Genomic DNA, 23,628 nt, shown 5'->3' on the forward strand with positions numbered 1-23,628 from the left:
GATTTTAAGAAAACTCCGCATAAGGTTCAAGTTTAGGTTCAATGAACGCTTTAAGTACACAGTCAAGCCATTCCTATCAGCAAGGATGGTTTTTCTATTACATCTCTGACTGTCTGAGAGGAACATTTTTCCGCAAATTCCGCTTTCCTGGCTCTCCAGTCAATATTCCTGACCTGATCAGCAAGTATGACACTTTTGATGGTCCCTCCATCTACAGGAACCTCAAAAGGATAGCCTTTTACCTTGGAAGTTACGGGAACAAATATGCCGAGCGATGTTCCTTCGTTGTACTCCCTGGGTGTGAGACAGAGGGCAGGTCTCCTTCCCGCCTGTTCGTGTCCTATCTGGGGAGAAAAGGAGAGCCATACAAGGTCCCCTCTGTCGGGAACGTACTTACCAGACCTCATTACCCTTTCTTTCTCCCCAGTCTATCTCTCCGTGGACATTCTGCGGAGTTATCTTCCCTATTAGATCTTCCAGACGGTTATCCTTCTCGGGTTTAACCACTATCTTCTTTCCCTGGACTTCAATAAGTAAGGTTTCGCCCTCAGAAATTTCAAGCTGCTTGATCAAATGCGCAGGCATCCTGACTGCAAAGCTGTTTCCCCACCTTCCGAGCTTGCTCCTGTATGCCATGATCTTAAGTATATACACAGGTAGATACGTTTCAAGATGCAATGTAAATTTCTCTATAGATGTATCTTTGATACTGTGTTTTCAAGCCTACTTGCGCCCCGCCGAAATGTATATTCAGACCCAGGTGCTTCCTCAGGTTCTTTAGTGTTGGCTCAATACCTCTCCTGACGAGCACAAGCATTGCAAACCTGAGCCCTTCAGAAGTCATCGTATTAACCGACGGACTTTTGTCAGGAAAGGGAGAAAATCTCAAACATCGTCGCACAATATCTTGAACAAACTCAACCGGTTCAGCAAGCCCAAGCACAACGGGTGGAAACACAAGAGACAACAAATACTTTCTGAAATCTATACCACTCAGCTTAGACCTAAGCCTGAGAAGCACAACATACCACACAGCTATTATCCAGAGCCTTATAGCTCTTAGCTTCCTGACCATATACTTTCAAGCTTATGAATCTTGAAAACCTTTATCTTGCTCTCTACCTGCCACCTGTACCTATAAAGGTTTCCAAATCACTTCTCGCTAAGTGCCTTGTTGCTTACAGCCACTCTCTCCTTGTCACTCCCTTCACCCACTCTGTAGGCATAAATAGCCTTACCACTCCCTTGAGCTTTACCTTATCTATCTCCTGCGAAAGCAGGAAGTTCAAAAGCCTATTGCAGATAAGCCCTGCATCGCACAAAAAGGGACTGTTTCAACTTTTGTGTAAATCATAACCTGCCCTCAAAGAGTATTTCAAGCTGGGAACGAATAAGCTCCCAATCCCTGACCGGTCTCTTCCACTTGTCTTCAAGCTCAAGTGCTACTCCATACAAAACCTTCATAAGTGCTTCCTCGTGCGGAAATACTCTCTTGCTGTCCGTCACCTTCTTCACCTTGCTGTATACGCTCTCTATCAAGTTCGTGTTGCTCATACATCTTCTTACCTCGTAAGGGTATCTGTAAAAGGTAGTTATCATTTCCCAGTCCCCTTCCCATTCCCTTATCACCTGCGGATACTTACTCTCCCATCTGCTCTTGAACTCCTCCAGCTTCTGCCTCGCCATCTGCTCAGTAGGTTGTGTATATATAGACCTCATGTCTCTCGCTACCTCCTTCCTATCCCCGTATCTGACTTTCCTTAAACTGCTCCTGACCTTGTGAACCACACATTGCTGGTAATCTGCCCTGGGGAATACGCTCCTTACCGCTTTTTCCAAACCCTTTAGATTGTCCGCTACCACAACCAGAACATCCTCTACTCCCCTGCTCTTGAGATCGTTCAGAACACTTACCCAGTGGCTGGCGCTCTCTGTCTCCAGTATCCAGAATCCCAGAATCTCCTTGTAGCCTTCTGGATTTATTCCTACCACCGTGTATACCGCCGCATTTTTACTCTGCCCTCTAACCTGACCTTCACAAAAGTGCAGTCAATAAATAGGAAGGCATAGACAGGTTCTAACGGTCTTGAGAGCCACTCTTTGATTTCTGGGATTATCCTGTCGGTGAGCCTGGAGATGGTGGAAGGGCTAAGTTCTATGCCGTATATATCTTTCAGTATAGATTGGATGTATCTTGTGGAGAGACCTTTTGAATAGAGGAGCATGAGCTTGTGCTGGAGGTCTTCCACGAGGGTTCTGGAACCTTTCGGTATGAGCTTGGGATCAAACTTAGAGAATCTGTCTCTTGGGACGTTTATTTGAAGCTCTCCGAGCTGGGATTTCAGGTGTTTGTGGTAGTAGCCGTTTCTGGGGTTGGGATTGTCAGAGCGTTGGTGCTTTTTGTAGCCAAGGAACTCTTCCAGTTCAGCCTCAAGGAGTTTACCTATGGTTTGGGAGAGTAATTCTCTCAGGAGCTGGTTAAGGTCCTGCTTTGACAGGTTTCCTTTCTCTTTCATACCTGTGCCCTCCTTTTTACACAAATTCTGGCACAGTCCCCACAAAAAGACGATATTGGGAAATAGCTTTCTCAGGTGAGGAAGGGGTCTCTTAAGAGTGGAAATCAGAGCAGCTACAGGTTTAACTTCGTGGAGGAGCTCAACGTAGAGAGGAATTCTTAATCCGTTTGTCCAGAGGACAATGACTAAGGCCCTGTGGGCGGGTATAACCTTTCTGGAGTAAGGATCGTAGAGCTTTTTGACGCCTTCAATTTTGGGGCCAGTTTTCTCAAGAGTGTGGTGTCTGCGATGAGGAAGGCTCTGTGGAGGGAGCTGAGTTTAGCCAGGAGCTGGTATAGGAGAGATTGGATTTGGGGCAGGGGATCTAAGTTGGAAGAGCTCAGGGACCTTGATAAAGTTGAGGCTGAGTAGGTAAGAGAGGAAGACAATGTGTAAGGGGAATGTGAGAAAATATTCAAGAAGGCGTTGTATTTAGCTTCGTTCATTTCTCTCATCTCCCCAGGGAATTCCCCAAGGAAGTTCCTTTTTACAGACTTGAGCGGTCTCTTGCCAAGAGTTGCAAAACTTTAGCATGGTACCACTGCCTGGTTGCTTCCCCCGACCCTCTTAGTCCAAGGGCTTTTACGAACTTCTCCACTTTCCTCAAAGCCAATCTCTAGTGGCATTAGCCCCTGAGATATACTTTGCGTATATACTGTTCCGCTTTCTATTACTACCATAATCCTTTATTTTCTCTTCCCCTGTCTAGCCACTTCCTTATCTTGACATGCTCAGGATACAAAACCTTAGTTATGGCTTCATGATTTTTACCCTCAGAGTTCTTTCTCAATATCATCTATTATCCTGCTCATGTAGGTTATAAAGCCGCTTTCGAAGACTTTTATAAACGGTCTAAGATTAAACCTACTCATTACTATTGTCCCTTGCCATTTATTTTTTATCGTAGTTACATACTCTCCAGAAGGCGTGTACTTAGCAATACTATCATCTGACACTATGCACATGACACCATCCGTATCTTTTACTATTTTTGAAATAACGCAAAGTCCCATACCTACATTCCGTTGTGCACTACCGTATAAATAGTCCATAGCCCCGCTTATGTTCTTCTTAATTGCAAGTTTAATAGCTTCCGAAGACGAGCTTACTTTATACTTCCTTCCTATAGTGCGCAAAAGTCCAAGACCTGTATCCACAACGGTAATCTCGATCTCATCTAGATCAGAAAGTCTCTGGGCGCTTGCGATTGCATAGGACTTTCCATGGTCTACGGCGTTTGTTAAAAGCTCACTGATTATATACTTGAAAATTTCTTGGTATTCAATATCAAACCCTAGTTCATATAGTTTCATAGAATTAACCAGTTCATGAGTGAACTTATCTACGTGTGCACGACTCTTGATAGTTCTAATGGGTACGATAGCATCTTTTTCAAGATGCCCTAAGATATATCTTGAATAAATAGATGCAGGTGATAAAGGGTCTAATTTTATATTCATCCTTCTGCCCTGCTCTTGTCTCCTGTCTTTTTCAGCTTTAAGTATTGCCCAGTATAGTGGGTCGATAGAAGCATACCATGTTAAATCAATAATTTCTTGGGGTAAAATACTATCTAAAAAATAAGTAAGATCTTTATAAGTTAAGCTAAACATCATTGCCTCGTTTTATAGGAAAGAAGTGTCTTCCCAAGGTATTCCCCATGAATGCCTCGTGCACTACTTCTCACTATTCTCCCCTTTCGCGATCTTGATATACTACCTCTTTGTACCTTCGTGCTTGAACCGCCATTCAGTCATCTCTACTAAATATATCCAAAATTTCTTTCATAAGCCTTTCTTTTTTCTTCTTTTCTTTTTGGATCTTATGATCTAACGCGGAATTATTATACCTGCTAGTAAACTTATTTATGATCTCTTTTAGATCAGATGTTCTAACTTCATGAGTTGGCTGCATCTCATTACTATGCTTTTCTTCTGGTTTGTTAGGTCTACTAGATTCTCGTTTTTGTTTAAACTCCTGTTTAAAAGGTTTTTCTACAGAACGATTCTCTGTCTGCCTAGGTTGCACCTTCAGCCCATTATTGCTTGTGAGCTTTGTGAAGTTAACTACACCAACAAAAAATATTATGATAAGAATAAGCGCGAGTAAAAATCCACCCATAGTATCACCTCCTTTATTTAATTAAGGATGTGATCTGTTCTCTTATTTCAGGTTTTATACTAAGATCCTCTGGAATGCTATCGTTCGACCATGTCGAATATAAAAGACATAGAACTTGAGTTGTTTCTGGTAGCCTTCTAAACGCTCTACAGTTCTCAACAAGTTCTCGCCCGTATGCAAGGAAAGAAGAAATCTTTCCCTTCTTTAAGTAAGCCACATTCAATAAGCTGAATGCTAAACACCTGAATGGTTTAGATCTGTTTTCGATAATACTATCCTCAAGCACCGCTATGGCTTCTCTAACTTCACCTTTTCTTATAAGTAGGTGTGCCTTTTCCAGAACCGCGGCTTCTTGCAGAGAGATTTTAATACTTGGAGGATTTGTATTCTCTTGCCCTGGAATATTTTTCCTCTCCACGTACACAACTTCCGGCTTCTGAGCACAGCTTATAAATAAAAGCCCTAAAGCTAGTAAAGCAGCCTTCTTTGTCATCACTCATACCTCCTACGCAGTTTTTTATAAACTCCTATAACTTTTAAAGCGTAACGGTGTGCTTCTTGAGGGTAGTGTGCCCTCCGAGGGCCTGCGTTATAGGCTAGAAGGGCATTGTAAATATTCCCATAATATTTCACTAATGCCCCAAGATATAAAGAACCTATATTTATGTTCACATAAGGATCAAAGAGTTCAAGTTGGGTAATATATGGATCAAAAATCTTTGCCGTAGGGAGCGTTATCTGCATGAGACCTATGGCTCCCTTGCTGGAAACAGCACAGATATTCCACGAACTCTCTATATGTATAACTGCTACAATCAGCATAGGATCAAGCTCGGCAAGTTCCGCGGACCTATTTACTATCGTAAATAGCTTGTCTGGATTATACATACCACCGTAAATTTCAGTACATAATGGATCAGTCTCTGCCCTAAGAAGAGTTGATAGAAACAATAGGGATAGAACAATCATAACCATAACACAGACCTCCTATTCAAGAGGTATGTATGTTTTTACCCATCTGCTGTGTCCTGTGGAGTCCGTGTACTTATCAAGTCTCACGTAAAGCTTCCCTTTCAGGGTGGTAAGGCTTAGGAAGGCTGTTACAGTTTCGGTTCTCTCTGAAGCCAAGAACTGCTTGACGAGCCTTCTCATCTTTACTTCTAGATGGGTCGGCATAATAAAGTATGTAGTGCAACTTAAGCAGTCTTTAATATTTCTCACCTCGTGCTCTAACCAGGGTATAAATACTCTGTATCCGGCTATGCTCCCAGAAACGTTTGGGGCTACAATAGAAAGCCTACTGTTCAGTTCCCCGACCACCCTTTTGTTCCACGGATCGTAGATAACAAAACGGGCTCCCTTATCTATAAGCTTTTTGACAACTTCCCTTTTGCCTTCTATCCGTATCTTGATGGAATAAAGCTCAGTGGAACCTTTTTTATGCGATTTTCCTTGTACTCCTGTGCTTTCTTCCAAGACTTGTGCTTTAGGATTTATCTTTAATTGAACTATTACGTTGTTCCTTGGAGAGGATTCTAACCTAAACGGATGGCCTGGAATCTTCGCTTTAAGGATAAATAAAATGGTAAATGTAAGTCCTATAATGCCAAGAATAAGAAACCTTACCATTTTATCTTTCCTCCATCTGGTAGAAAAAAACCGTTCCAATACGCTGAGCTGTTTCGTATATGGCTAAAAAATCCCGGAGGGTGGTATTAGATTTGATAGTCACGCTGATGGCAGAAGGCGAAGTCCTGTTTATCCACGAGATCACATCTTTTGTTTGCCCTCTAAATACCTCCTTACCCTTTAACTTAACAAGCCAACCATCCTGTATAGCTTTTATCTCCACACTTATATCTCTTGTTTCATAAGAACCCTTAGAATTCCTTTCTGTCCTTAGATCTTGGTAAGAACTAGAAGGTTCGGAAATTAAGGTTAGAATCAAGAATATAACCATCAGGTTAAAAAACACATCTACAAACGCAGCTGAGAAGGCTCCCTCCTTAGTCTTCCTCATTCTCTTTCCTCCGTTCAAAACTAAGGATCATTCCTGCTATGATGTGAATCACAACACCTGCAATCGTGCTAAGCCAAGCAAATGCAAGCATCTCAGAAACTTCTTGGAGATTCAGTGTTCCTTCTTTGAAGGCTGAGCCCATCTTAACCATGAAGCTATGCAGACTTCCTAGCAAACCCATTGAAGGAGCATACCTTTCCATGAAAACAAGGGCTTGAATAGAACTATCAACCGACCCCACAAAAAATCTGTCCCAAATATAAATGCCTAAAGCTATTAAGGATAGGATTACTATTAGTAGAGTAACAGGCCCGCCAGCTTCGCTTAAAAATGCAAGTCCCTTAAGCATATCCTTTCCGAAGGAGATAAGCCCGATAACAGCCAGAATGGCTAGAAGGACAGAAACAGCCTTATCTTTTGAACTCCGAAAAGTCATAGTAAATACCTCCCTCAGGTTCTTCACCTTCTTGGGTCTCTGTACTGAAACCTGAGTAGAACTGAAGAAATCTATCAAGTTGCTGCAGAGGATCACCAACGTTCTTTATGAACACAGTGGGACTATTTACACTTGCTTGCGTGTCCAAAAATATGAGCAGCTGAAATATTTCCTTATAAATTTGCAGGATATTGTGAGTATCTATTATTCCTTGCCGTAAGGCTATATAAGTTTCCTCCTCGTCGAAATTGTATTTATTCTGGTACTTCCTAATATGTTTCCGCGTTTCAAACATTGCCATTTCACTGTTGAGAGCTTTCTTGAGCAAATTCCTTCTACCTCTACTTAACTTACTACTGAAATCTTTGAAGAAAGCTTGAATATCCTCCAAAGATTCGATCGTATGGTTTAAGACAATTTTGTCATACCAACCTTCCTTACTTCCTAAGTCAAGTTGTTCTGTAAGTCTGAGTTTTTCCGCGAGCTTGTCCCTTAGGGATTTGAGAAGCCTATACTGCTTTATGTAAAATTCAAGCGTTATATTAAATAGCTTTTCCCTACAAAACTCTCCTAACTTTGTACCTGGGTTTGCATTCTTACACTCCCTGACAAAACGCTCCCATTCCTTTTGAAGTTTAATGCTTTCTTCCGAAAGCTCCTTGGCAGTAGCTCCTATTTCCTGATTTAACTGGTCAAGCTTTTCTTTAGCAGAATACTCCTGTGCTATTGCTATAAAGTGGTTTGTAAAAAGTAAAAAGAATACTATCAGACCAATCATCGCACCCACCTCCTAAGTTCTAAGTCAAGCAGGTTGATACCCATCTCTCGCTCCAAATAGATTGAAGCTGCACAAAAAAGGAATGAGTTGAGAGCTTCTTCCTTTGATCGCTTCTTCTTCCAGACACCCTGACACCAAGAGCAGAGAGTATGAGTTCTTTCTGAAACCCTATGAAGCTGGTAGCAGGTGATTAGAGCCTTGCTCGTTATATCTACAACCACATCTTCAGGACATCCTCGGATGAAAAAACACATTGCAAGCTTTTCTTGTAATTTATCAAGGGACTTTCTTGCGGATTGTTCTACAATGATAAGAGCGTTTGGTTTACCAAAGGAAGTGCTCAGCAGAAGGGAAAAGACAAATAAGCCTTTAAGGATCCGTCCACTCATCTCTTCGCCTCCTTGATTAAAAGTCTATTTCTCTGAGTTAAAAAGCTGCACTTATCCACTTGTGGAAGACAAGCGACCACTAGTGGAAAACCTTTAATTACTTTTCAAACCTTTTATAATTAACAGCAAGGATTAAGATAGTTTAGGAGGATAGCAGGATGGGATTTATAAAGGATGCTATAGAAGAACTTACGTGGAGGGGATTTATAAAAGATGTGACTGACAAGAGTATAGAGGTAAAAGAGGAAAAGCTGACAGTTTACGCGGGATTTGATCCTACTGCACCGAGTTTGCATCTGGGAAACTTAATTCCCGTGGCAGCGCTTCGTGTTTTCCAAAAACATGGTAACCCTGTGATAGTTATAGTTGGAGGAGCAACAGGCCGCATAGGAGATCCAAGTGGTAAATCAAAGGAAAGACCCATACTTCCTGAAGAGGACCTTATCAGAAATAAAGAAAAAATAGAAGTGCAAATTAAAAAGTTGCTAGGTAAAGATGTGCCTGTATTGGATAACTATGAATGGTTTAAGAACTTTGGCCTCATTGATTTTCTGAGAGACGTTGGGAAATATGTTTCCGTAAACAGGCTTGTAAAACATACCTTTATCAACAACAGGCTTAGCAGAGAAGAATTCCTTTCTTTTGCCGAGTTTACCTACCCCCTACTTCAAGCTTTTGATTTCCTTCACCTGTATGATAGGTTCGGTTGCAAAGTTCAGATAGGAGGTAGCGATCAGTGGGGGAATATTGTAGAAGGTGTGGAGCTTATACAGAGGCTAAGACGAGAAAAAGTTTTTGGCGTTACATTCCCTCTACTAACTACTGAAGATGGCCATAAGATTGGCAAATCTGAAGGGGGCAAGAAGACTCTCTGGCTTGATGAAAGTATGACTTCACCCTTTGACGCATACCAGTACTTCATCAGGTTGTCTGATAGCGATGCAATAAAACTCTTTAGGCTGTTTAGCCTAAGTATGGTTAAAGAAGAAGTGGAAAACATCATTGAAGAACACAGACAAAGCCCTGAATTGAGAAAAGTTCAGAAATTACTGGCCAGAGAAGTAATAACATGGGTTCACGGCAAAGAAGCAGCTGTTGAGTGTGAGAAGTTGTCAGATTTTCTATTCTCAAAAGATCCAAAAACTAACCTTGAAGACATAAGCAAAAGAGCCATAAGCTGGGTAGCCACAACAGTTGCGAAAGACGAGATCAAATCCCTTCAATTATCTGATCTGTTTATGAAGGCAAATCTTGTTAAATCTAAAAACGAATTCAGAAGCAATCTAATGAACAAAGGGATAAGGGTAAACGGAAGAACTGTGGTGAGTGATATGCCAGCTACAGAGCTCTTTAGAAACAGAAGTGTTGTTATAATAGCTAAGGGGAAGCAAAGAGGTATTGTCAAGATGGAGTAATGAAATGGAGGGTTGCTATATTGCATATCTAGGCCCTGAAGGGACAAATGCATATTACGCAGCCAACAAATTTAAAGAAGAACGAAATAACAATTGTAGTCTGATAGCGTGTGAAAGTAATAAAGAGGTTTTAGCGAAGGTAGAGGCAGGATGCAAATATGGTATTATCCCAGCGATAAACTCAGATATAGGAGTGATTGATTTTCTTGTAGAATCAATTGAGGATAGATCAATAGGGGAAAAAACAAAAGTAATAGCAACATTAGGCCTTGACATTGAATACTGCATAGAAGAAAAAGGCGAAGAAGACAGCAATGTTGTTCTTGTCGCAACAAAATTAGAGGTGTTCTTACAGACTTATCATCGCCTAAAGAACAAATATGCAGGTAAGAAGCTTATATTTATTGACGCACCAAGTTCATGCTCTCAAATGGATATTGATGTGCCTTCAAGCTGGAAAAAAGTGAAGCTATTGAATTGCAAGAATTTGAAAACGAATAATGAAACGGTTTTTCACAGGACAAGAACACTTTTTTACATAATTAGTAGGGAAGACATTAAAGATCACAACCGCTTTATTATAGCGGTAAAGCTTGATAGCTTAAAAGAAAAGGTCTTAGAAGATATATTTAAGGAGTATGAGACGGAGAACATCAGGCTTGGCTACTCAAAAGGATATCACTTTTTTGAAATTAAAGGGTGCTTTTATTCTGGGAAAACCGAGTATGTAATCAACCTAATTAAAAAACTTCTCGGATGTGACATAATTTATCTGGGAGGGTACAAATATGATTGAATACAATATCCTTTGTATAGATGATGCGTTAGATACACGTATATTTGAACTTTCAGATCCAGTAGAACAATCTGAATACCAAAATGTAGAAATATATGTTTATAAAAAAATGATTAATGATGTTATAGAATTGTCCTTTTATGTTTTCATGCCAAAAGATAGAAATAATATAAAAAAGTTTATTAATGATATAATTGAATTGTATACATTTAACCGTAGTGATAGTGTTGAAAAACTTCCATTTTTTGATATCATCTTTGTTGATAACGTCTTGGGGGATAACGAACGGGGATATAGAGATCTAATTCCTAGACTATATGAAATAACCCCTTTTGTTCCCATAGTGCTATATACAGCAGAAATTGACAAAGTTCACAATGAAATCTGGCAAGCTAAAGAGCCTTTCTGGCAGTATGTGTCCCACTTTAGAAAAAGCAGAGATAAAAATAAACCCAGCGTGGTCATGCAAGATGATCAGATAATAAAAGTGATAGAAAACAATTATAAAGAAAGCCCTGTGGATATAGATCATTTAAAGAAAGCGGATGAATTTTCTGATTCTTACGATGACACAGAAGAGAAGTATCTCGCTACAAGAGTGTATTTTAAGCAAGAAGAAGAAGAGATAAGAAATTTTCTTGAAAAAACTAAAAAAAGTAATGGTGGTGAGCTTAACATATTAGAACTGGGGTGTGGAACAGGCAGGTTGAGCGGAATGTTAGCAGAATATGGTGAAGTAACCGCAATAGACTTTAGTAGTGGTATGTTGAACAAAGCTAAAAATAAGCTGAAAGGCAGAAATATAAACCTAAAGCGAATGCCAGCGGAATATATAGGTGATTTCCTTGGAAGGGACAAAAAGTTTGACGTTATAATAGCCGCTTTTGGATTCCTCAGCTATGTAAACACTTATAGAACCCTGGAAGGGATAAGTAAGGTCTTAAAAGATAAAGGTTTTCTTTTTATATCCGTTTACAATTACGATTCCATAGCTTTTGATTTGATAAAAAAAGGCTCCGATCTGACTCTGGCTGCAGTTCCCATACGAGAACTAGGTCTACTTAGGGTTGCGAACAAGATAGACTTTAGAGCTTACTGTTTTAAAATAGACGAGCTTGAGTCTCTGTTGTCTAGCTACGGATTTCAGAAGGAGTGCTTAATGACTTTTCCTGTGTGCTCTGTAAGTGCCAAGGCTAATCAGTTTGACGAAAAAAATCTCTGGCATCTTGACCTTCAAATTTCCAAAGCCTTGAGAAACAGAGGACATTATATACTCGGCTGGTTTAGGAAAGTAAACCGACAAGCTCAATAATTACGGATATCTCCTCAACCAATTTTTCAGTCAATTCTTTACTGGTAGATTCACATTCATCTTTTATAGTTTTCTGTAAATCCCCCAACAATTTTATAACCTCATCATGGGTATTTTTACATATAGTGATGTTGTTAATATATTTTAGAATGCTATTGTTACTCGGAAAGTGTGCCAGAGATAGTGAAATTATATCCGCTTCCGCGCCCGCTAGCGTTCCATTTTCAATAAGATTTTTTGGTCTTAAGGAATCACTTATTCCCGCAACATAGTTGGTTATTTTCCTATGAATTGCTTTTGTCTGGGCAGTATACACATCATCTAAAAGTTCTTGTATAAGGCATCTATCATTATTATCTATAAATTCAACCATTTTTAATATATACACACCGGCTGTCGTCTTGTAATAATAAACTTTAATATTTTTCACATTTATTTTTTGAATTATATCTGGCACAATCCAGCCCATGATCGCGTTCTGCAGACGGAGAATTACAACTTGTTTTTTATCATCATAGCCTAGCCAATTTTTAGCCAGAGTCATCAAAGCAGATCTTCTTATATCCCTAGTGCTGACAGACGGGCTCAAAAGATTCATATAAAAATCTGATATTTTTCCTCTTCCTTCTTCGCCTTCAATTTCCTGTGTGAAGATAACGGTAAAAAATTTATCTGTTTCATTATTTTTGTTTATAAAATAACCTATATAATGATTATAGGATTCCGAAGGCTTTTTGTCACCCACCATGTAATCTGCTATAAGTATATGAAACCTGTCATCTCCTTCAACTTTACTCTTTACAACGTTTACTATTTCTTCATGAGAAGAATAATCACGCGCATCTATTATTTCAAACTCGCTATCACTAAAGCCCAGAGGCAAAAAAGCTTCTTTAAAAGCAGATAAATATTCGTTTGTAAACTGCTCTACATCATCTTCAACTATTAGAACTTTTCCAGCTTTATCCGATATTTCCGATTTTATAGTACATATGATTTTAAAATAATTCTCCAAATCCCTAAAGTTAAAAGTTTGATCGTCAAAACGGAAAAACTTTATTGGGCATTCTACCATATTTAATTTATAAGATTCAGTAGTTGCTGGAATTTTACTCAAGTCGTGTAGTTTCTGACTTGTTTGGGAGCTATCCGCAAAATTTAGGTCAACACCTTTACAATCTAATGTCTTAATTCTGAATAAAATTTCAAGTGCTTTTGTGGAAATGGAGAAAATATATACATCATAACCCCTTTCATCAATTTGCCTTTTTAGTTCCTCAATGTCTTTTTTGTACTCGTACCTACTAGCTTCATATATGTTATGACAGATTATCACTATTCTTTGAGTTTTTTTGTCTTCTGCATACCTAATAATCTTATCCACTACATCACTTATATCGAACTCCCATATAAATAAGAGGTCTCCGATTTCATTAGCATATTTTCCAATATATTCTTCATAAAAATTCCATACAACCACTTTCAGCACATTACTTACCTCCTAATAAAGGCCTACCTCCATATTGTAGCGTAAAAACCGCATTAAGAAGAAGAGATTTTTCTCTAAGTATGTCACTTTCTGCTTCAACCAGGCGTTTAACAAAGGTAAAATGCAGAATTTGATTTTCTTTACCAGGAACGAAAGCTCTTCCAGCACTGAACCTCATAGGTATTACACGACCAGAATTAGGGAGATTTCCGGGCTTGTCGTTTTCAGTATGATACAAAACCACACAGGGTTTAATATACTCATCTACCTTTTGATTTACGTAAACTTTGATGTTTTCTAATCTCTGCTTTTGTTCATCATCTAAATCTTTGAACCTCTCCTTATCAAAAATATACACACTAAATAAAGCACTCTCACACAGAAAAAAGATGAAACCTTCTTCTCTATTCTGGAGCTTCCTTACAGTTAAAGCGCTGCTGGATTCCCGAACTACGATATGCGGTACATTTATATTTTTGGTAATTTTTAAAGGGTCTATATCGTTGTGTACAATAACAATACGAAAACCACAATCGTCGTTTTCAGCGTTGTTGTCTTCTATTTCAATTTTATTACCCTTAACACTCACTATATAATTTTTACTTTCTGGATATCCGTACATTTCAATGCAAAATTTAGTTATACCATAAGAGTCAAACCACTCTGCCCATAGGGTTTCAAGGTCAGGCTCATCTCTACTATCTTTGCCAACAAAAAGAGCTTCTCCTTTTTTCCCTTTTTCTTTGTAGACTTTAGCTTCAGGTATCCTTATCAAGTATATTCTTTCCCCGTTTTCTTCTTTTATGTCCAACAGTTCACATAGATTCAATCTACCTGCAATGTAATCTTTCAATGTATAACCGTTTAATAACAGAACATCGCAGAGCATAGATTGTAAGCCCAGAGCTTCTTTCTTCAGTCCTCCTTTTTTTAGGAAATCTATTTTTTCTTGCATTTTTTGTAAGTTAAATTTTTTATTTGTTCCACCCCGGCAGCTAACTTTTATTTTCAAACCCTTTTCATCGTTAGTAGGAGCTACAACATCAACATAGAACTTAGAATTCTTGCTATGCTTCCACTCGTTCCTTATTATATTGAGAAAAAGATTTTTCAACACAAAATCAACTATAGGTATATACACATGCTTCACATTAGAATTTATAATGACTTTTTTTATAGAATTTATAATGACTTCTTGTGAGTCTTTATCATTGCCCCACAGTATCTTAAGGTCTCCCTTATCGTCAAGGAATCTCAATTCTTCAGACCTTACTACTTCCTTGTCCAGGATGTCTACAATATCCGTAGCAACTATAGGTATTCTGGAGAGGTGATCCTCTAAAGATTCAATTACATAAAGCCCCGTATTTAAAGCTGCATCTGCTATGTAAACATGTCTTTTGCGATTCCCTTCATCCATATATCTTGCATAGGATATAAGAGCATGGGAAAAATAGTTGTGGTTCAGCTCTCTCAATCTTATAAAAGCAGTATGGTAGGATAGCTCTTTTAACTTTGATTCGATAAATTGACCCAGCAAGTTTTTAAGACTTTCATACAGTTTCCGACTGTTATCCTTCTTATTTGTAAGAAAGCGTACGAACTCTTCTATTACATTTTGCGAGTATATTTTTGCTGTGTCTATCTTTAAATAAGTTTTAAAAGCCTCCGAAATAAAGTTTATCTGAAAATCCCCCAAGACACTGTAAAGTATAGCCTTCTGCTTATCATCAATTTCTTCTTTTTCAAATAGAAGATATAATGTGCAGAATTGGGCATTGCTTTGTTTATCTCCAAAGTAAAATGGGTTGTATTTTACAAAAAATTTATATTGTTTACCCAAGCACAGCACATCTTGTTCACATTTTAAAATATAAGCAAGTTTATAACTTTTATCCTTGTTCAATTTTATTTCAAGCTGTTCCTCCTCCAATTTTCCGTACACTTCCTGCAACTCATTCCAGCCAAGCTCGGTAGGTTCGTTCCCACCAAAACTTACATCACTAGGAAACAAAGGTTTGTTAGCAAGCCATCTAAGTTCCTCTTTTTCACCCACATACCCCCACATTTCAACCTGATTATTGGATTTACATCCATCCAGCAAATTATAGATAATTCTCCTCCCCTCTTTACATTTGTATGCGTTGCACATGTAAATCTCAAGTAGGACTTTAAATCCTTCAAAACCCTTGTTTTTTAGTTCATTATTCAAGCTTTTTCTAAGATCTCCCCATAGGTTTTTCCAGAATTCCAGCCTCACTTCGTTTACCATCCCGACCCTCCTTTTTGGCGCGCCTGTACCATCTGAATATACTCACCACAAACTTGCTATCTTTATGTATATTGAAAACATCGTCAAGACTTTCGTCCCTACCAAGCAGTTCCTCTGAAATTCTCCTTGCCTCCTTTAGAAACACTCCTGCTATTTTCAGGCTCTTTTTTATAACTGCATCTTCCATAAGAGCAAATAGTATGTCTTCTTTGTTTTTTATCAAATGAGGCTCCCCGAAGTAATGATCAATATTCTCAAGCACTCTCACAATTTTATCCCTAGATTTCTTGCCAAACATTCCCAAGAATACGGGAATAGTAATTATTCCCCAACTTAGATCATTGAAAAAGTCTGAAGAAGATTTCATGGGTATCTCAACACACATATTAGGCAAGGAAAAATCTATAATATCGTTTACAATTTGCATACCTATACCATATAAACTCCCGATCATAGCTAACTTATTTAAAGTTCTTTCTTCTTTAGAATTAACACAGAGCAGAGGCATTAACAAAAAGCGCTCTATCATGTGCGCATTAATTGCATAAAGCCTGGTCAGCTGGTTTTTTAGATAATTATCTACTTGTTGCTTATTCAAAGGAACTAACGGTTCTATTATAGATTTTACTTCATGGAAAACTTCACTCTTCAATATAGACTCAAGAACCGGTGTTAAAGCAAGCGGTGGCTCTTCTAAGACTCTATCAAAGTGTTTATAATCGACAATGTAGCAATTAATATACTGACCTATGTAAAAAATCTCCACCACTTTATAGAATTCTTTCATTAACTCTTGTGCACAAGGCAACTCAGAAAGTATCTGTATAGTTTTAGCAAGAAAAATATTGTTGGCCAAAGACAACTTTGTGCTGACATCTTCAGGAGATACTCTTCTCTCAAACACGAGTTTCTTGTCTATAAGAATGTTATTGGAATATGTGGACATTATAAGCATTTCTACCGCTGAAGATATTTTGAAAATAATTTCATCTGAAATAGTTATACCCTTTATCATCTTGCTTGCTTTCCACACAAGATATGCTCTTATCCAAAGAGAATTTTTCCTTTTTTTGTACACAAACATAAACGTATCATCTTCGCGAATGTATTCAGGAAGTTCATCAATAGTTTTATTTAGTATCCTAATTGCTTTTTCCTGAACATATTGCATTTCCTTTTTCCTTACTTCTATCATAGATTATCCTCCATAATTAGAAATTCTCCATTCCTTACTGTTTTTATAACAAAAGGTTTGTGAACATCCCCGAACTCATCAAAATCTATGTATCCTGAAGCGCCTTCATACCTGAGATTTAGCAGGAATTCCCTAACTTTGTCTGCGTCTGTACCTACTTTCTTGTATGCCTTGTACAAGATATAAACCGCATCGTAAGCCTCCGCTGCTGGAGAGCCGGGTTTTTCCCCATACTTTTTTTCATATACTTTCTCAAAGTGTTCTCTTTTCGCTGTAACCACTACTTTCGGATAAGGATATATTACGCCTTCCATATATTTACCAGCCCTAGCAAGTATTGATGAGTCTTCAAAGGCTGCGGTTCCAAATATAGGTATCTGTACATTACTCTTTCTTATCTGAACTATCAAAGACGGAATTTCTCTAGGGTAGCCAATTATGTATATAAATGACTTATTAGCTTTATGGACATTTTTTATTTTTGAGATGAAATACTGAAAGTTTGAAGTTCCTGGTGCAAACGAATTCTCTAGGAGAATTTCTCCCCCGTTTTTAACAAAAACTTCTCTAAATTTTCTTGCCAAGCCTTCACCGTAGTCATTCCTAATGTAAATTACGTATGCAGCCCTAAACCCCCTCCTGAGAGCATACTTCGCAATGACTGATGCCTCTTCAGCATCCGAGTTCCACAATCTAAAGAAGTATGGGCTTGCTCCTGATAGTTTTGGATTCGTGGACCCTGTGGATAAGCATACTAACTTCTTCTGCGTGAGTATATTCACGATTGCCAAAGCAACCGAGCTAACTGCATCATCTATAAGGAAATCTATTCTGTCCAGTGTTATCATCTTTTGAAGAGCCTTCACTCCTTCCAGTGGCGAACCCTTGCTGTCTTCAACAACTAGCTTAATATTGGCTCCCTGCTTTCTCAATTCTTCTACTGCCAGCTCGGCACCCTTCAAGGTGTTTTTTCCCCATAAAGCTCCGGGTCCTGTAAGAGGAGTCAGCACTCCGATTTTCAAAGTCTGCTCACTTTGTTTCTCGCAAGATATCAAGAATAGAAAGATAAAAAGTAGTACAGTCAGTAACCGCTCTTTCCTCATCACATGAACCTCCTATTTAAATTAATCTCCTTGTTGGCTTTAATAAGTCTCAAGAATAAAGGATTATGTTCTACAACTATAAAAGCTGTTCCCTTTAAAGATTTTTCTCTAATAATCTGGGTGCATATTTCTATAAACTTATTGTTTAGTCCCGAACATGGCTCGTCCAGAATAATTAAATCAGAATCTCTGCTCACTGCTATAAGAAAGGACAATAACTTCTTTTCTCCCCCTGAAAGTACAGCGGTTTTCCTCTCACCTTTATCTATTCCGTGAGTGGTAAGTCTTTCTTTTATCTGCTTTATCATATTGTTCGTACGCTCATGATCTACATTAGCAATTTTTAAGGTTTCGTTAATGGAAAGTGAATCAAAGCATAACCCTTCTTGAGGCATATAGGAAACTCCCATATTTACCAACTTCCAAACTGGTATTTTTGATGTATCATTACCCTTATAAAAGACTTTTCCCTCTATAGGTTTCAAAACACCAAGAATTATCTTAAGCAATGTGGTTTTTCCTGTCCCGTTTGGACCCTTTATCAAAAGTATATCGCCCTCTTTCAAAGAGAAAGATAAATCTTCAATTAAAATACCTTTACCATAACCGAAACAAACTTTTTCCGCCTTAAGCAACATTAACAGCCCCCCCTTGTATCAAATTTACATATCCTAAATCCTTGACAAGGAAACTAAAATGTTTGTCAGAAAGCTCTTGAATAGTATCTACTTGGTGCTCCACAATAATAGCACTTCCCCCTTGCTGCTTGAAGTTTAATAGCATGGAGACAAGAAGCTGTTTATTATCAAAACTTATCCCAGCAAAAGGTTCATCCAGAAGAAGTAGTTTTGTATCAGGAAGCAAACAGCTTGATATAGATAAGAGCTTCTTCTGTCCATAAGAAAGGTCTTCGCATTTTTGCGAAAGATTTTTTATACCAAACACATCAAGAATTTCTAAAACGGTATTAACCTTTTTCTTTTCTCTATGTGTAACCAAGAACACATATTCCTCCACAGATAATGTATTAACTATATTTGCGTTCTGAAGCATGTATCTGATTCCAAGGCGGGCTCTTTGATATGTATATAACGATGTTACGTCCGAATTGTTAAAAATTATTGAACCCTCATAATCTTTATGTAAGCCCGCCACAGCAGATAGTAACGAAGTCTTACCAGTTCCATTATCGCCTGTTAAAAGAATAAACTCACCGCTTCTTACTTCCATGTTCCCAACATAAAGCCGCATAGCACCTACTTTAAGGGTGAAGTTTTTAAGTTCAAGCATAAGAATCTTGCCTCCTATATAGGTTTAATAAAAAGCCAAGGAATATAAGCATTATCAAAATCATCTTTAAGTTGTAAAAGATTTCAGGATTCAAGCGATGTATATTTCTAAGAATTTCATCTAATATAGCATATGCTACAGTGAAGATAAAAGTAAAGCTCATGGATCTATTTCCTATATATGCAAGGATAAAGATTATTATGAACATATCTAAGGAAAACATATAAGGATCTACATATGAAGTTGTGATTACCGTAAGAATACCAGCAACAGATGCAAATAATGTGGACAGAATGAAAATATGCATAAGTATAAATTTTTTGTTATAACCGTTCAAATCTAAAATAATCGGCCGTGTTTTTACACACTCTAACATATAAAAATAACCTTTTGCTTTAATCACATAAATATATACAGATAACAATAAAAGCAAAAAAATAGGGACAAGAGCTGTTTCAGGAGATATAATTATATTTACACCAACTTTTAAACCGAAAGGTCCTCCTGTGATGCTTTCCATACTGTATACCATAACGAACAACAACATATATAGTGAGAAGGTTTTGATTATGTACACATCTCCCTTTAGGTTCCATGACAGTTGAAAAAATAGAATGCTTACAAATATATTAAGGACAAGTGTTAATAAAACAGATAAAGTATCACTAATATATTTATTGATAATTGCATATGAATATGCGGAAAGCATATAAAAAGCAAAATATCCAAAATTTAACATATTTGTTCTTATTGAGAAAAGGTTAAACCCTACTACTAAAGCCAAATATATCAGTATAATTACACCTACAATAAATATATAACTAAGCATTCATGTCCTCCCTGAAAATTTCCTTATATAATCCGTAAGGGCGCAATGTAAGTAAAATTACAATTAGACCAAATGTTATAAGAGGCTGCCATATATCGCCTATTACCATACTTACTATAACCTTGATAAAGGCAAAGATAGCAGAAAGCAAAGCCAGAATTAGAGGGGGCGCGTTTCCCGAAAAAAGAATGGGAATTGCAGCATCGAAGAATGTATAGAGTGAAGACAAAGGAGAGACCCCATATAGAGAAATTAGGAATAGGATTACTAAAGTATTAAGTACAGAAGCGGTCAAAATTGTAAAAAGCTTTAATTTAGTGGGACTATATCCCAACAATGCATACTTGAAAGGGTTATCTGAGAAAGCTTTTAACTTTAGCCACAAAGATGTTTTATGGAAAAGAAGTAAGATAAATATAAGCAGAACAAAAGAAATATACAGATATGGTTCAACATATATATCTAATATAACCGTTTCTTGGGAAAATATAGCTATACCAGTGTTTACCAGTAGCACGAACAAGGCAAATGATGCCACAAGCGTTTTATCTCTCTCAAGTCTATCATAGATAGCAAAATATATAAACATATACAGAAATAGAAACACTATAAGTGAAACAAATAAGGCAAAAAGCGTGTTATCCAACTTTGACAATATAGAGTAGAATATCCATGAAGACAGAAATATCATGCCTGCTATACTTACATCAAACACCTTCAAAAATTTAGCTACTAGCCATATGCTTACTGTATATATAGGCAAAAACAAACAGTAGTTAAAAATATCCATGCTTAATATAATTAAGTCCACTATTGCTTATTTTTGGAATTTCCACCAGTGGAGCTGAACTAAACTCTTGCACAACATATATCACTTCTGATCAAGCCTCGGGGTGTAAGCAAAACGAGCCTGCCGTTAGGAAGTGGCTTCCGCACTATTACTTACCCCAGTTATTCAACATACAGCTCTTGTACATGTTATAGTTCTTCATTTCCCTGGCATCCACGGGAAGGACATCCTTCTCTCCAGGGGCCCATTTGAAGGATACTTATCTGCACAGCGGGACCCAGTCACTCCTGATTATGTGCCATTTTTCGCCGTTAGGAGTCTTCCCCACTCTCATAGCAGCGCTTCTTCAGCCGTTTCTCTCTATACATCATAGCATCCGCTTCCCTTATGGCCTCGAGTATTGAATCCCTGACCTCCGCTACACCGCTGGAAACCGACATCCTGAGTTCTGTACCTTCTATGACTACGTTGCGCTCATTCACACCCTGCCTGATTCTATCCCACAGCCTCAGAGCTCCTTTTCGGGGATCTACAAGAAAGAATATGAGAAAAAGGTCATCCTGTACAGAAAAGAACTCATCAAAGTCACGTGAGACCATGAACGCGTTAAAGTATAGGTTCAGGATGTTCTCCTTCGGAAAAAGTTCAAGGCTTCAAACTTTGGAAATACGGAATTCGATGATGCCTACAGCAAAAGCTGCATACAAGCAGACCCGCCATGGTGTGGAGCAATTTCTCCAAACAAACTGGCAGTGAAAAAGCAAGCCCCCACAGTTTCCCTGAAGAACTCAAACCCCTTCCCTGAGGATATCCAGCATAACGTCTTTGAGGGGTCTACCTTCTCGAACCGCTCTCATCTTAAGTTCCATCCAGAGCTCGTAAGGAAGCTCAAGAAGAAACTTTTTTGTCTGAGGACGCTCCTTTTCGGTATCGCTCTTGCTTTTCCCTGATCCCTCTGCTTTTGCAGTTTTTATGAACTCGTCAACGTCCTTGAGAGGCTTCCTTGGTATAGGCATATTACTTACCTCCATAACTAAGCTTAGTTAACTAACTAAACTTAGCAACCTTCCTTTCACTTCTTCAAAGAGAGACTTCATTTCGGCCTTGGCCTTTTCGTCGTTCATTTCAAGAACACCCTTACCCTCCTTCACGGAATTGCGAAAGGCCACTCTTGAGAAAAGCTTGGTTTGCAGGACCTCGACTCCATACTGTGCGGCAAGTTCCTCCAGACTTTCTTCGGCCTCCCTTACTATGTTTGCCCTTATTACCTGATTCATCAATAGGTATGCAGGGATGTCGGCAAATGCCCTTGCATCTGACAGGACCTTGAGTGTATCTTCCGTTGCCCACACGTCGTATACACTGGGAAGAGTAGGAATTATGAGTATGCCGTAGGAAGCAGCCATTATAGCACTTCTGAAAACCGAACTATCTCTACCTCCTGCATCAACTATGACCACGTCAAAGTCCGAAAAGCTGGGAATGTCTTTATGGATCGTGGGCTTTGTAATGGATATTGCACTTATATCGTCCTTCTCCCTCACAGCCCTGAAGCCCATTGAGCTTTCCTGTGTATCTGCATCAACAAGAAGGACCTTCTTTCCCTCAAGGGCAAAGGCAACTGCAAGATTACAGGCTACCGTGCTCTTCCCTACCCCGCCTTTCTGATTTGCAACAACCACTACCTCCATGCCTTCACCTCCGCCGATATTATATCGTTACTTTACGAAGTAAGTTTAAGAAGTTTTGTAAACTAACTAAGCTTACTAAGGTTAGTTATATAATTAAGCATATGAAGGGGAGAAGAAAATACAGGCAGCTTCCCCTGTTTACTTCTGTCAAGCTTGATAGGAGCACGGTGAGACTTAAAAGCATGCCTTTTCCTCATATAGAAATAAGAAGCAACGAGGGGTGCATAATGTTGCCGGTAAAGGAGCTTTTAAGGGCAAAGCGGCTTATCGATGGTCTTTCCCCTACAGAGAGAAGAGCAGTAATGGAGCTTCTTGAGCTTGCCAGAACTATGAACTATCTCTGATGGTTATACCGCTAATTAATATTACTAAGCTTAGTAAACTAACTTATATAAGTTAAGATCGTGGATTCGTTAAGGCATAAGCTGGGTTTGGAGTATTTTCTCCAAACAAAAATTAAAAGTGGAAGGGATTCTCGCCTGCTGAAGGGCAGTGGGATAGGAGGAACCTGCACTTAGGGCTATATCCTGTCGGGAACTTTCCCGAGCAGTTGACCTTTTATTACGAAGTATTACTTTAGATGTATAGTAATACTTTATATGGAGGTAAGGATGTCTATCGTCAAGATTACCCGAAAGGGTCAGGTTACGATACCTGCACAAATAAGGAAAAAACTTGGAACAGACTTCGTGGAGATAACCATAAGGGAAGGTGAGGTAGTAATAAAGCCGGTGAAAAAGCTCGGCGGAGCGCTTCAGAAATACGCTATCAAGGGGAAGCCCATAGAAGAGGTCATGAGGATGGAAAAGGAGGCTATGGCTAATGCCTTCAGAGAAAAACATTTCCCTGATTGATGCCAATGTGATTCTGAGATACCTCCTGAGGGATAACAAGGAGCTTTACGCCAAGGCGGAAGAGGTTTTTAACGATATGATGGAAGGGAAAACGAAAATTCTTATCCTTGAGTCTGTGATTGCGGAGGTCGTTTACGTTCTTCAGAGAATTTACAACGTGAGCAGGAAGGAGATCTCTGAGATTCTAAGGAAGCTAATAGAACTCAGAGGTGTGAAGGTCCACAACAAGGGACAGATGTTAAACGCCCTCGAGATATTTTCTGAGAAAAAGCTTGACTTTGTGGATTGTATTC

The 23,628-nt window shown here is 38.6% G+C and carries 33 protein-coding genes; 7 read left to right on the forward strand and 26 right to left on the reverse strand.

All coding sequences use genetic code 11. The features are described 5' to 3' along the window. Positions 1-62: 62 nt before the first annotated feature. The 5 genes from mazF to HG1285_RS19080 all read right to left on the reverse strand — a co-directional run bounded on the left by mazF (position 63) and on the right by HG1285_RS19080 (position 2,516). On the reverse strand, positions 63-407 hold the full coding sequence (gene mazF, locus HG1285_RS08455; protein WP_008287678.1) for an endoribonuclease MazF: 345 nt from the start codon (positions 405-407) through the stop codon (positions 63-65). After that, complete coding sequence (locus HG1285_RS08450; RefSeq protein WP_008287679.1) at positions 394-636, reverse strand: AbrB/MazE/SpoVT family DNA-binding domain-containing protein; 243 nt, start codon at positions 634-636, stop codon at positions 394-396. Before HG1285_RS08450 ends, mazF begins: the two co-directional genes overlap by 14 nt. Positions 637-667: 31 nt before the next feature. Further along, entirely contained in the window at positions 668-1,075 is a 408-nt protein-coding gene (locus tag HG1285_RS08445) for a hypothetical protein (protein WP_008287680.1), read from the reverse strand. Between the two features lie 275 nt (positions 1,076-1,350). Further along, entirely contained in the window at positions 1,351-1,992 is a 642-nt protein-coding gene (locus tag HG1285_RS19075) for an IS256 family transposase (RefSeq protein WP_008287682.1), read from the reverse strand. Continuing rightward, positions 1,986-2,516 carry an IS256 family transposase gene (locus HG1285_RS19080; protein WP_008287683.1) on the reverse strand — a complete coding sequence of 177 codons (531 nt, stop codon included), beginning with the start codon at positions 2,514-2,516 and terminating at the stop codon, positions 1,986-1,988. The genes HG1285_RS19075 and HG1285_RS19080 overlap by 7 nt, the downstream gene beginning before the upstream one ends. A 195-nt stretch (positions 2,517-2,711) precedes the next feature. Here HG1285_RS19080 and HG1285_RS08440 point away from each other — a divergent pair, with 195 nt between their 5' ends. Continuing rightward, positions 2,712-2,927 carry a hypothetical protein gene (locus tag HG1285_RS08440; protein WP_008287685.1) on the forward strand — a complete coding sequence of 72 codons (216 nt, stop codon included), beginning with the start codon at positions 2,712-2,714 and terminating at the stop codon, positions 2,925-2,927. Positions 2,928-3,228: 301 nt separating this feature from the next. On the opposite strand, the gene HG1285_RS20490 is transcribed toward HG1285_RS08440, so the two are convergent. The 10 genes from HG1285_RS20490 to HG1285_RS08400 all read right to left on the reverse strand — a co-directional run bounded on the left by HG1285_RS20490 (position 3,229) and on the right by HG1285_RS08400 (position 8,299). After that, positions 3,229-3,351, reverse strand: coding sequence for a hypothetical protein (locus HG1285_RS20490; RefSeq protein ID WP_255347749.1), 123 nt, complete (start codon positions 3,349-3,351; stop codon positions 3,229-3,231). Beyond that, a complete protein-coding gene (locus HG1285_RS08435; protein WP_008287686.1) occupies positions 3,329-4,171 on the reverse strand; it encodes an ATP-binding protein in 843 nt (280 codons plus the stop codon). The genes HG1285_RS20490 and HG1285_RS08435 overlap by 23 nt, the downstream gene beginning before the upstream one ends. A 133-nt stretch (positions 4,172-4,304) precedes the next feature. Continuing rightward, complete coding sequence (locus HG1285_RS08430; RefSeq protein ID WP_008287687.1) at positions 4,305-4,676, reverse strand: hypothetical protein; 372 nt, start codon at positions 4,674-4,676, stop codon at positions 4,305-4,307. A 13-nt stretch (positions 4,677-4,689) separates the two neighbouring features. Then, positions 4,690-5,169, reverse strand: a complete 480-nt coding sequence (locus HG1285_RS08425; RefSeq protein ID WP_008287688.1) for a tetratricopeptide repeat protein — start codon at positions 5,167-5,169, stop codon at positions 4,690-4,692. Next, positions 5,169-5,651 carry a transglycosylase SLT domain-containing protein gene (locus HG1285_RS17470; RefSeq protein WP_008287689.1) on the reverse strand — a complete coding sequence of 161 codons (483 nt, stop codon included), beginning with the start codon at positions 5,649-5,651 and terminating at the stop codon, positions 5,169-5,171. Before HG1285_RS17470 ends, HG1285_RS08425 begins: the two co-directional genes overlap by 1 nt. A 12-nt stretch (positions 5,652-5,663) precedes the next feature. Continuing rightward, positions 5,664-6,305: a hypothetical protein gene (locus HG1285_RS08420; protein WP_008287690.1), complete on the reverse strand. Its 642-nt coding sequence runs from the start codon at positions 6,303-6,305 to the stop codon at positions 5,664-5,666. A 1-nt stretch (position 6,306) separates the two neighbouring features. Further along, on the reverse strand, positions 6,307-6,696 hold the full coding sequence (locus HG1285_RS08415; RefSeq protein ID WP_008287691.1) for a hypothetical protein: 390 nt from the start codon (positions 6,694-6,696) through the stop codon (positions 6,307-6,309). Then, positions 6,683-7,132, reverse strand: coding sequence for a MotA/TolQ/ExbB proton channel family protein (locus HG1285_RS08410; RefSeq protein WP_008287692.1), 450 nt, complete (start codon positions 7,130-7,132; stop codon positions 6,683-6,685). The genes HG1285_RS08415 and HG1285_RS08410 overlap by 14 nt, the downstream gene beginning before the upstream one ends. Then, positions 7,107-7,910: a hypothetical protein gene (locus HG1285_RS08405; RefSeq protein WP_008287693.1), complete on the reverse strand. Its 804-nt coding sequence runs from the start codon at positions 7,908-7,910 to the stop codon at positions 7,107-7,109. The genes HG1285_RS08410 and HG1285_RS08405 overlap by 26 nt, the downstream gene beginning before the upstream one ends. Next, positions 7,907-8,299, reverse strand: a complete 393-nt coding sequence (locus HG1285_RS08400) for a hypothetical protein (RefSeq protein ID WP_008287694.1) — start codon at positions 8,297-8,299, stop codon at positions 7,907-7,909. The genes HG1285_RS08405 and HG1285_RS08400 overlap by 4 nt, the downstream gene beginning before the upstream one ends. A gap of 158 nt (positions 8,300-8,457) precedes the next feature. Here HG1285_RS08400 and tyrS point away from each other — a divergent pair, with 158 nt between their 5' ends. Genes tyrS through HG1285_RS19690 form a run of 3 tightly spaced genes read left to right on the forward strand, consistent with a single transcriptional unit; the run spans position 8,458 to position 11,822 of the window. After that, the gene (gene tyrS / locus HG1285_RS08395) at positions 8,458-9,714 is read left to right on the forward strand and encodes a tyrosine--tRNA ligase (protein WP_008287695.1); all 1,257 of its coding nucleotides are present in this window, start codon (positions 8,458-8,460) and stop codon (positions 9,712-9,714) included. Then, the gene (locus tag HG1285_RS08390; RefSeq protein WP_008287696.1) at positions 9,698-10,510 is read left to right on the forward strand and encodes a prephenate dehydratase domain-containing protein; all 813 of its coding nucleotides are present in this window, start codon (positions 9,698-9,700) and stop codon (positions 10,508-10,510) included. The genes tyrS and HG1285_RS08390 overlap by 17 nt, the downstream gene beginning before the upstream one ends. Further along, positions 10,503-11,822, forward strand: a complete 1,320-nt coding sequence (locus tag HG1285_RS19690) for a class I SAM-dependent methyltransferase (RefSeq protein ID WP_008287697.1) — start codon at positions 10,503-10,505, stop codon at positions 11,820-11,822. The genes HG1285_RS08390 and HG1285_RS19690 overlap by 8 nt, the downstream gene beginning before the upstream one ends. Here HG1285_RS19690 and HG1285_RS08380 read toward each other — a convergent pair. The 11 genes from HG1285_RS08380 to HG1285_RS08330 all read right to left on the reverse strand — a co-directional run bounded on the left by HG1285_RS08380 (position 11,794) and on the right by HG1285_RS08330 (position 22,481). Further along, complete coding sequence (locus HG1285_RS08380) at positions 11,794-13,311, reverse strand: hypothetical protein (RefSeq protein ID WP_008287698.1); 1,518 nt, start codon at positions 13,309-13,311, stop codon at positions 11,794-11,796. The genes HG1285_RS19690 and HG1285_RS08380 overlap by 29 nt on opposite strands. A gap of 1 nt (position 13,312) precedes the next feature. Further along, entirely contained in the window at positions 13,313-15,583 is a 2,271-nt protein-coding gene (locus HG1285_RS08375; protein ID WP_008287699.1) for a hypothetical protein, read from the reverse strand. Then, positions 15,531-16,778, reverse strand: a complete 1,248-nt coding sequence (locus HG1285_RS08370) for a hypothetical protein (RefSeq protein ID WP_008287700.1) — start codon at positions 16,776-16,778, stop codon at positions 15,531-15,533. The genes HG1285_RS08375 and HG1285_RS08370 overlap by 53 nt, the downstream gene beginning before the upstream one ends. Further along, positions 16,775-17,881 (reverse strand): penicillin-binding protein activator, encoded by a 1,107-nt coding sequence (locus HG1285_RS08365; protein WP_008287701.1) that lies wholly within the window; start codon positions 17,879-17,881, stop codon positions 16,775-16,777. The genes HG1285_RS08370 and HG1285_RS08365 overlap by 4 nt, the downstream gene beginning before the upstream one ends. Continuing rightward, positions 17,881-18,519, reverse strand: a complete 639-nt coding sequence (locus HG1285_RS08360; protein ID WP_008287702.1) for an ATP-binding cassette domain-containing protein — start codon at positions 18,517-18,519, stop codon at positions 17,881-17,883. The genes HG1285_RS08365 and HG1285_RS08360 overlap by 1 nt, the downstream gene beginning before the upstream one ends. Then, complete coding sequence (locus HG1285_RS08355) at positions 18,509-19,171, reverse strand: ATP-binding cassette domain-containing protein (protein WP_008287703.1); 663 nt, start codon at positions 19,169-19,171, stop codon at positions 18,509-18,511. Before HG1285_RS08355 ends, HG1285_RS08360 begins: the two co-directional genes overlap by 11 nt. Further along, a complete protein-coding gene (locus HG1285_RS08350; RefSeq protein ID WP_008287704.1) occupies positions 19,164-20,000 on the reverse strand; it encodes an inner-membrane translocator in 837 nt (278 codons plus the stop codon). Before HG1285_RS08350 ends, HG1285_RS08355 begins: the two co-directional genes overlap by 8 nt. After that, positions 19,993-20,721, reverse strand: a complete 729-nt coding sequence (locus HG1285_RS08345) for a hypothetical protein (RefSeq protein ID WP_232219485.1) — start codon at positions 20,719-20,721, stop codon at positions 19,993-19,995. Before HG1285_RS08345 ends, HG1285_RS08350 begins: the two co-directional genes overlap by 8 nt. A gap of 380 nt (positions 20,722-21,101) precedes the next feature. Beyond that, complete coding sequence (locus HG1285_RS08340; RefSeq protein WP_008287706.1) at positions 21,102-21,389, reverse strand: diguanylate cyclase; 288 nt, start codon at positions 21,387-21,389, stop codon at positions 21,102-21,104. A 189-nt stretch (positions 21,390-21,578) separates the two neighbouring features. Continuing rightward, a complete protein-coding gene (locus HG1285_RS08335; RefSeq protein WP_008287707.1) occupies positions 21,579-21,806 on the reverse strand; it encodes a hypothetical protein in 228 nt (75 codons plus the stop codon). A gap of 27 nt (positions 21,807-21,833) precedes the next feature. Continuing rightward, positions 21,834-22,481 carry an AAA family ATPase gene (locus tag HG1285_RS08330; RefSeq protein ID WP_008287708.1) on the reverse strand — a complete coding sequence of 216 codons (648 nt, stop codon included), beginning with the start codon at positions 22,479-22,481 and terminating at the stop codon, positions 21,834-21,836. A 101-nt stretch (positions 22,482-22,582) separates the two neighbouring features. Here HG1285_RS08330 and HG1285_RS08325 point away from each other — a divergent pair, with 101 nt between their 5' ends. The 3 genes from HG1285_RS08325 to HG1285_RS08320 all read left to right on the forward strand — a co-directional run. Then, on the forward strand, positions 22,583-22,825 hold the full coding sequence (locus tag HG1285_RS08325; RefSeq protein ID WP_008287709.1) for a hypothetical protein: 243 nt from the start codon (positions 22,583-22,585) through the stop codon (positions 22,823-22,825). A gap of 267 nt (positions 22,826-23,092) precedes the next feature. Continuing rightward, a complete protein-coding gene (locus tag HG1285_RS17475) occupies positions 23,093-23,335 on the forward strand; it encodes an AbrB/MazE/SpoVT family DNA-binding domain-containing protein (protein ID WP_008287623.1) in 243 nt (80 codons plus the stop codon). Next, positions 23,304-23,628 (forward strand): PIN domain-containing protein (locus HG1285_RS08320; RefSeq protein WP_008287710.1); only part of this gene is annotated, 325 nt, incomplete at its 3' end. The genes HG1285_RS17475 and HG1285_RS08320, both read left to right, overlap by 32 nt.

It is taken from the genome of Hydrogenivirga sp. 128-5-R1-1 (genome assembly GCF_000171895.1).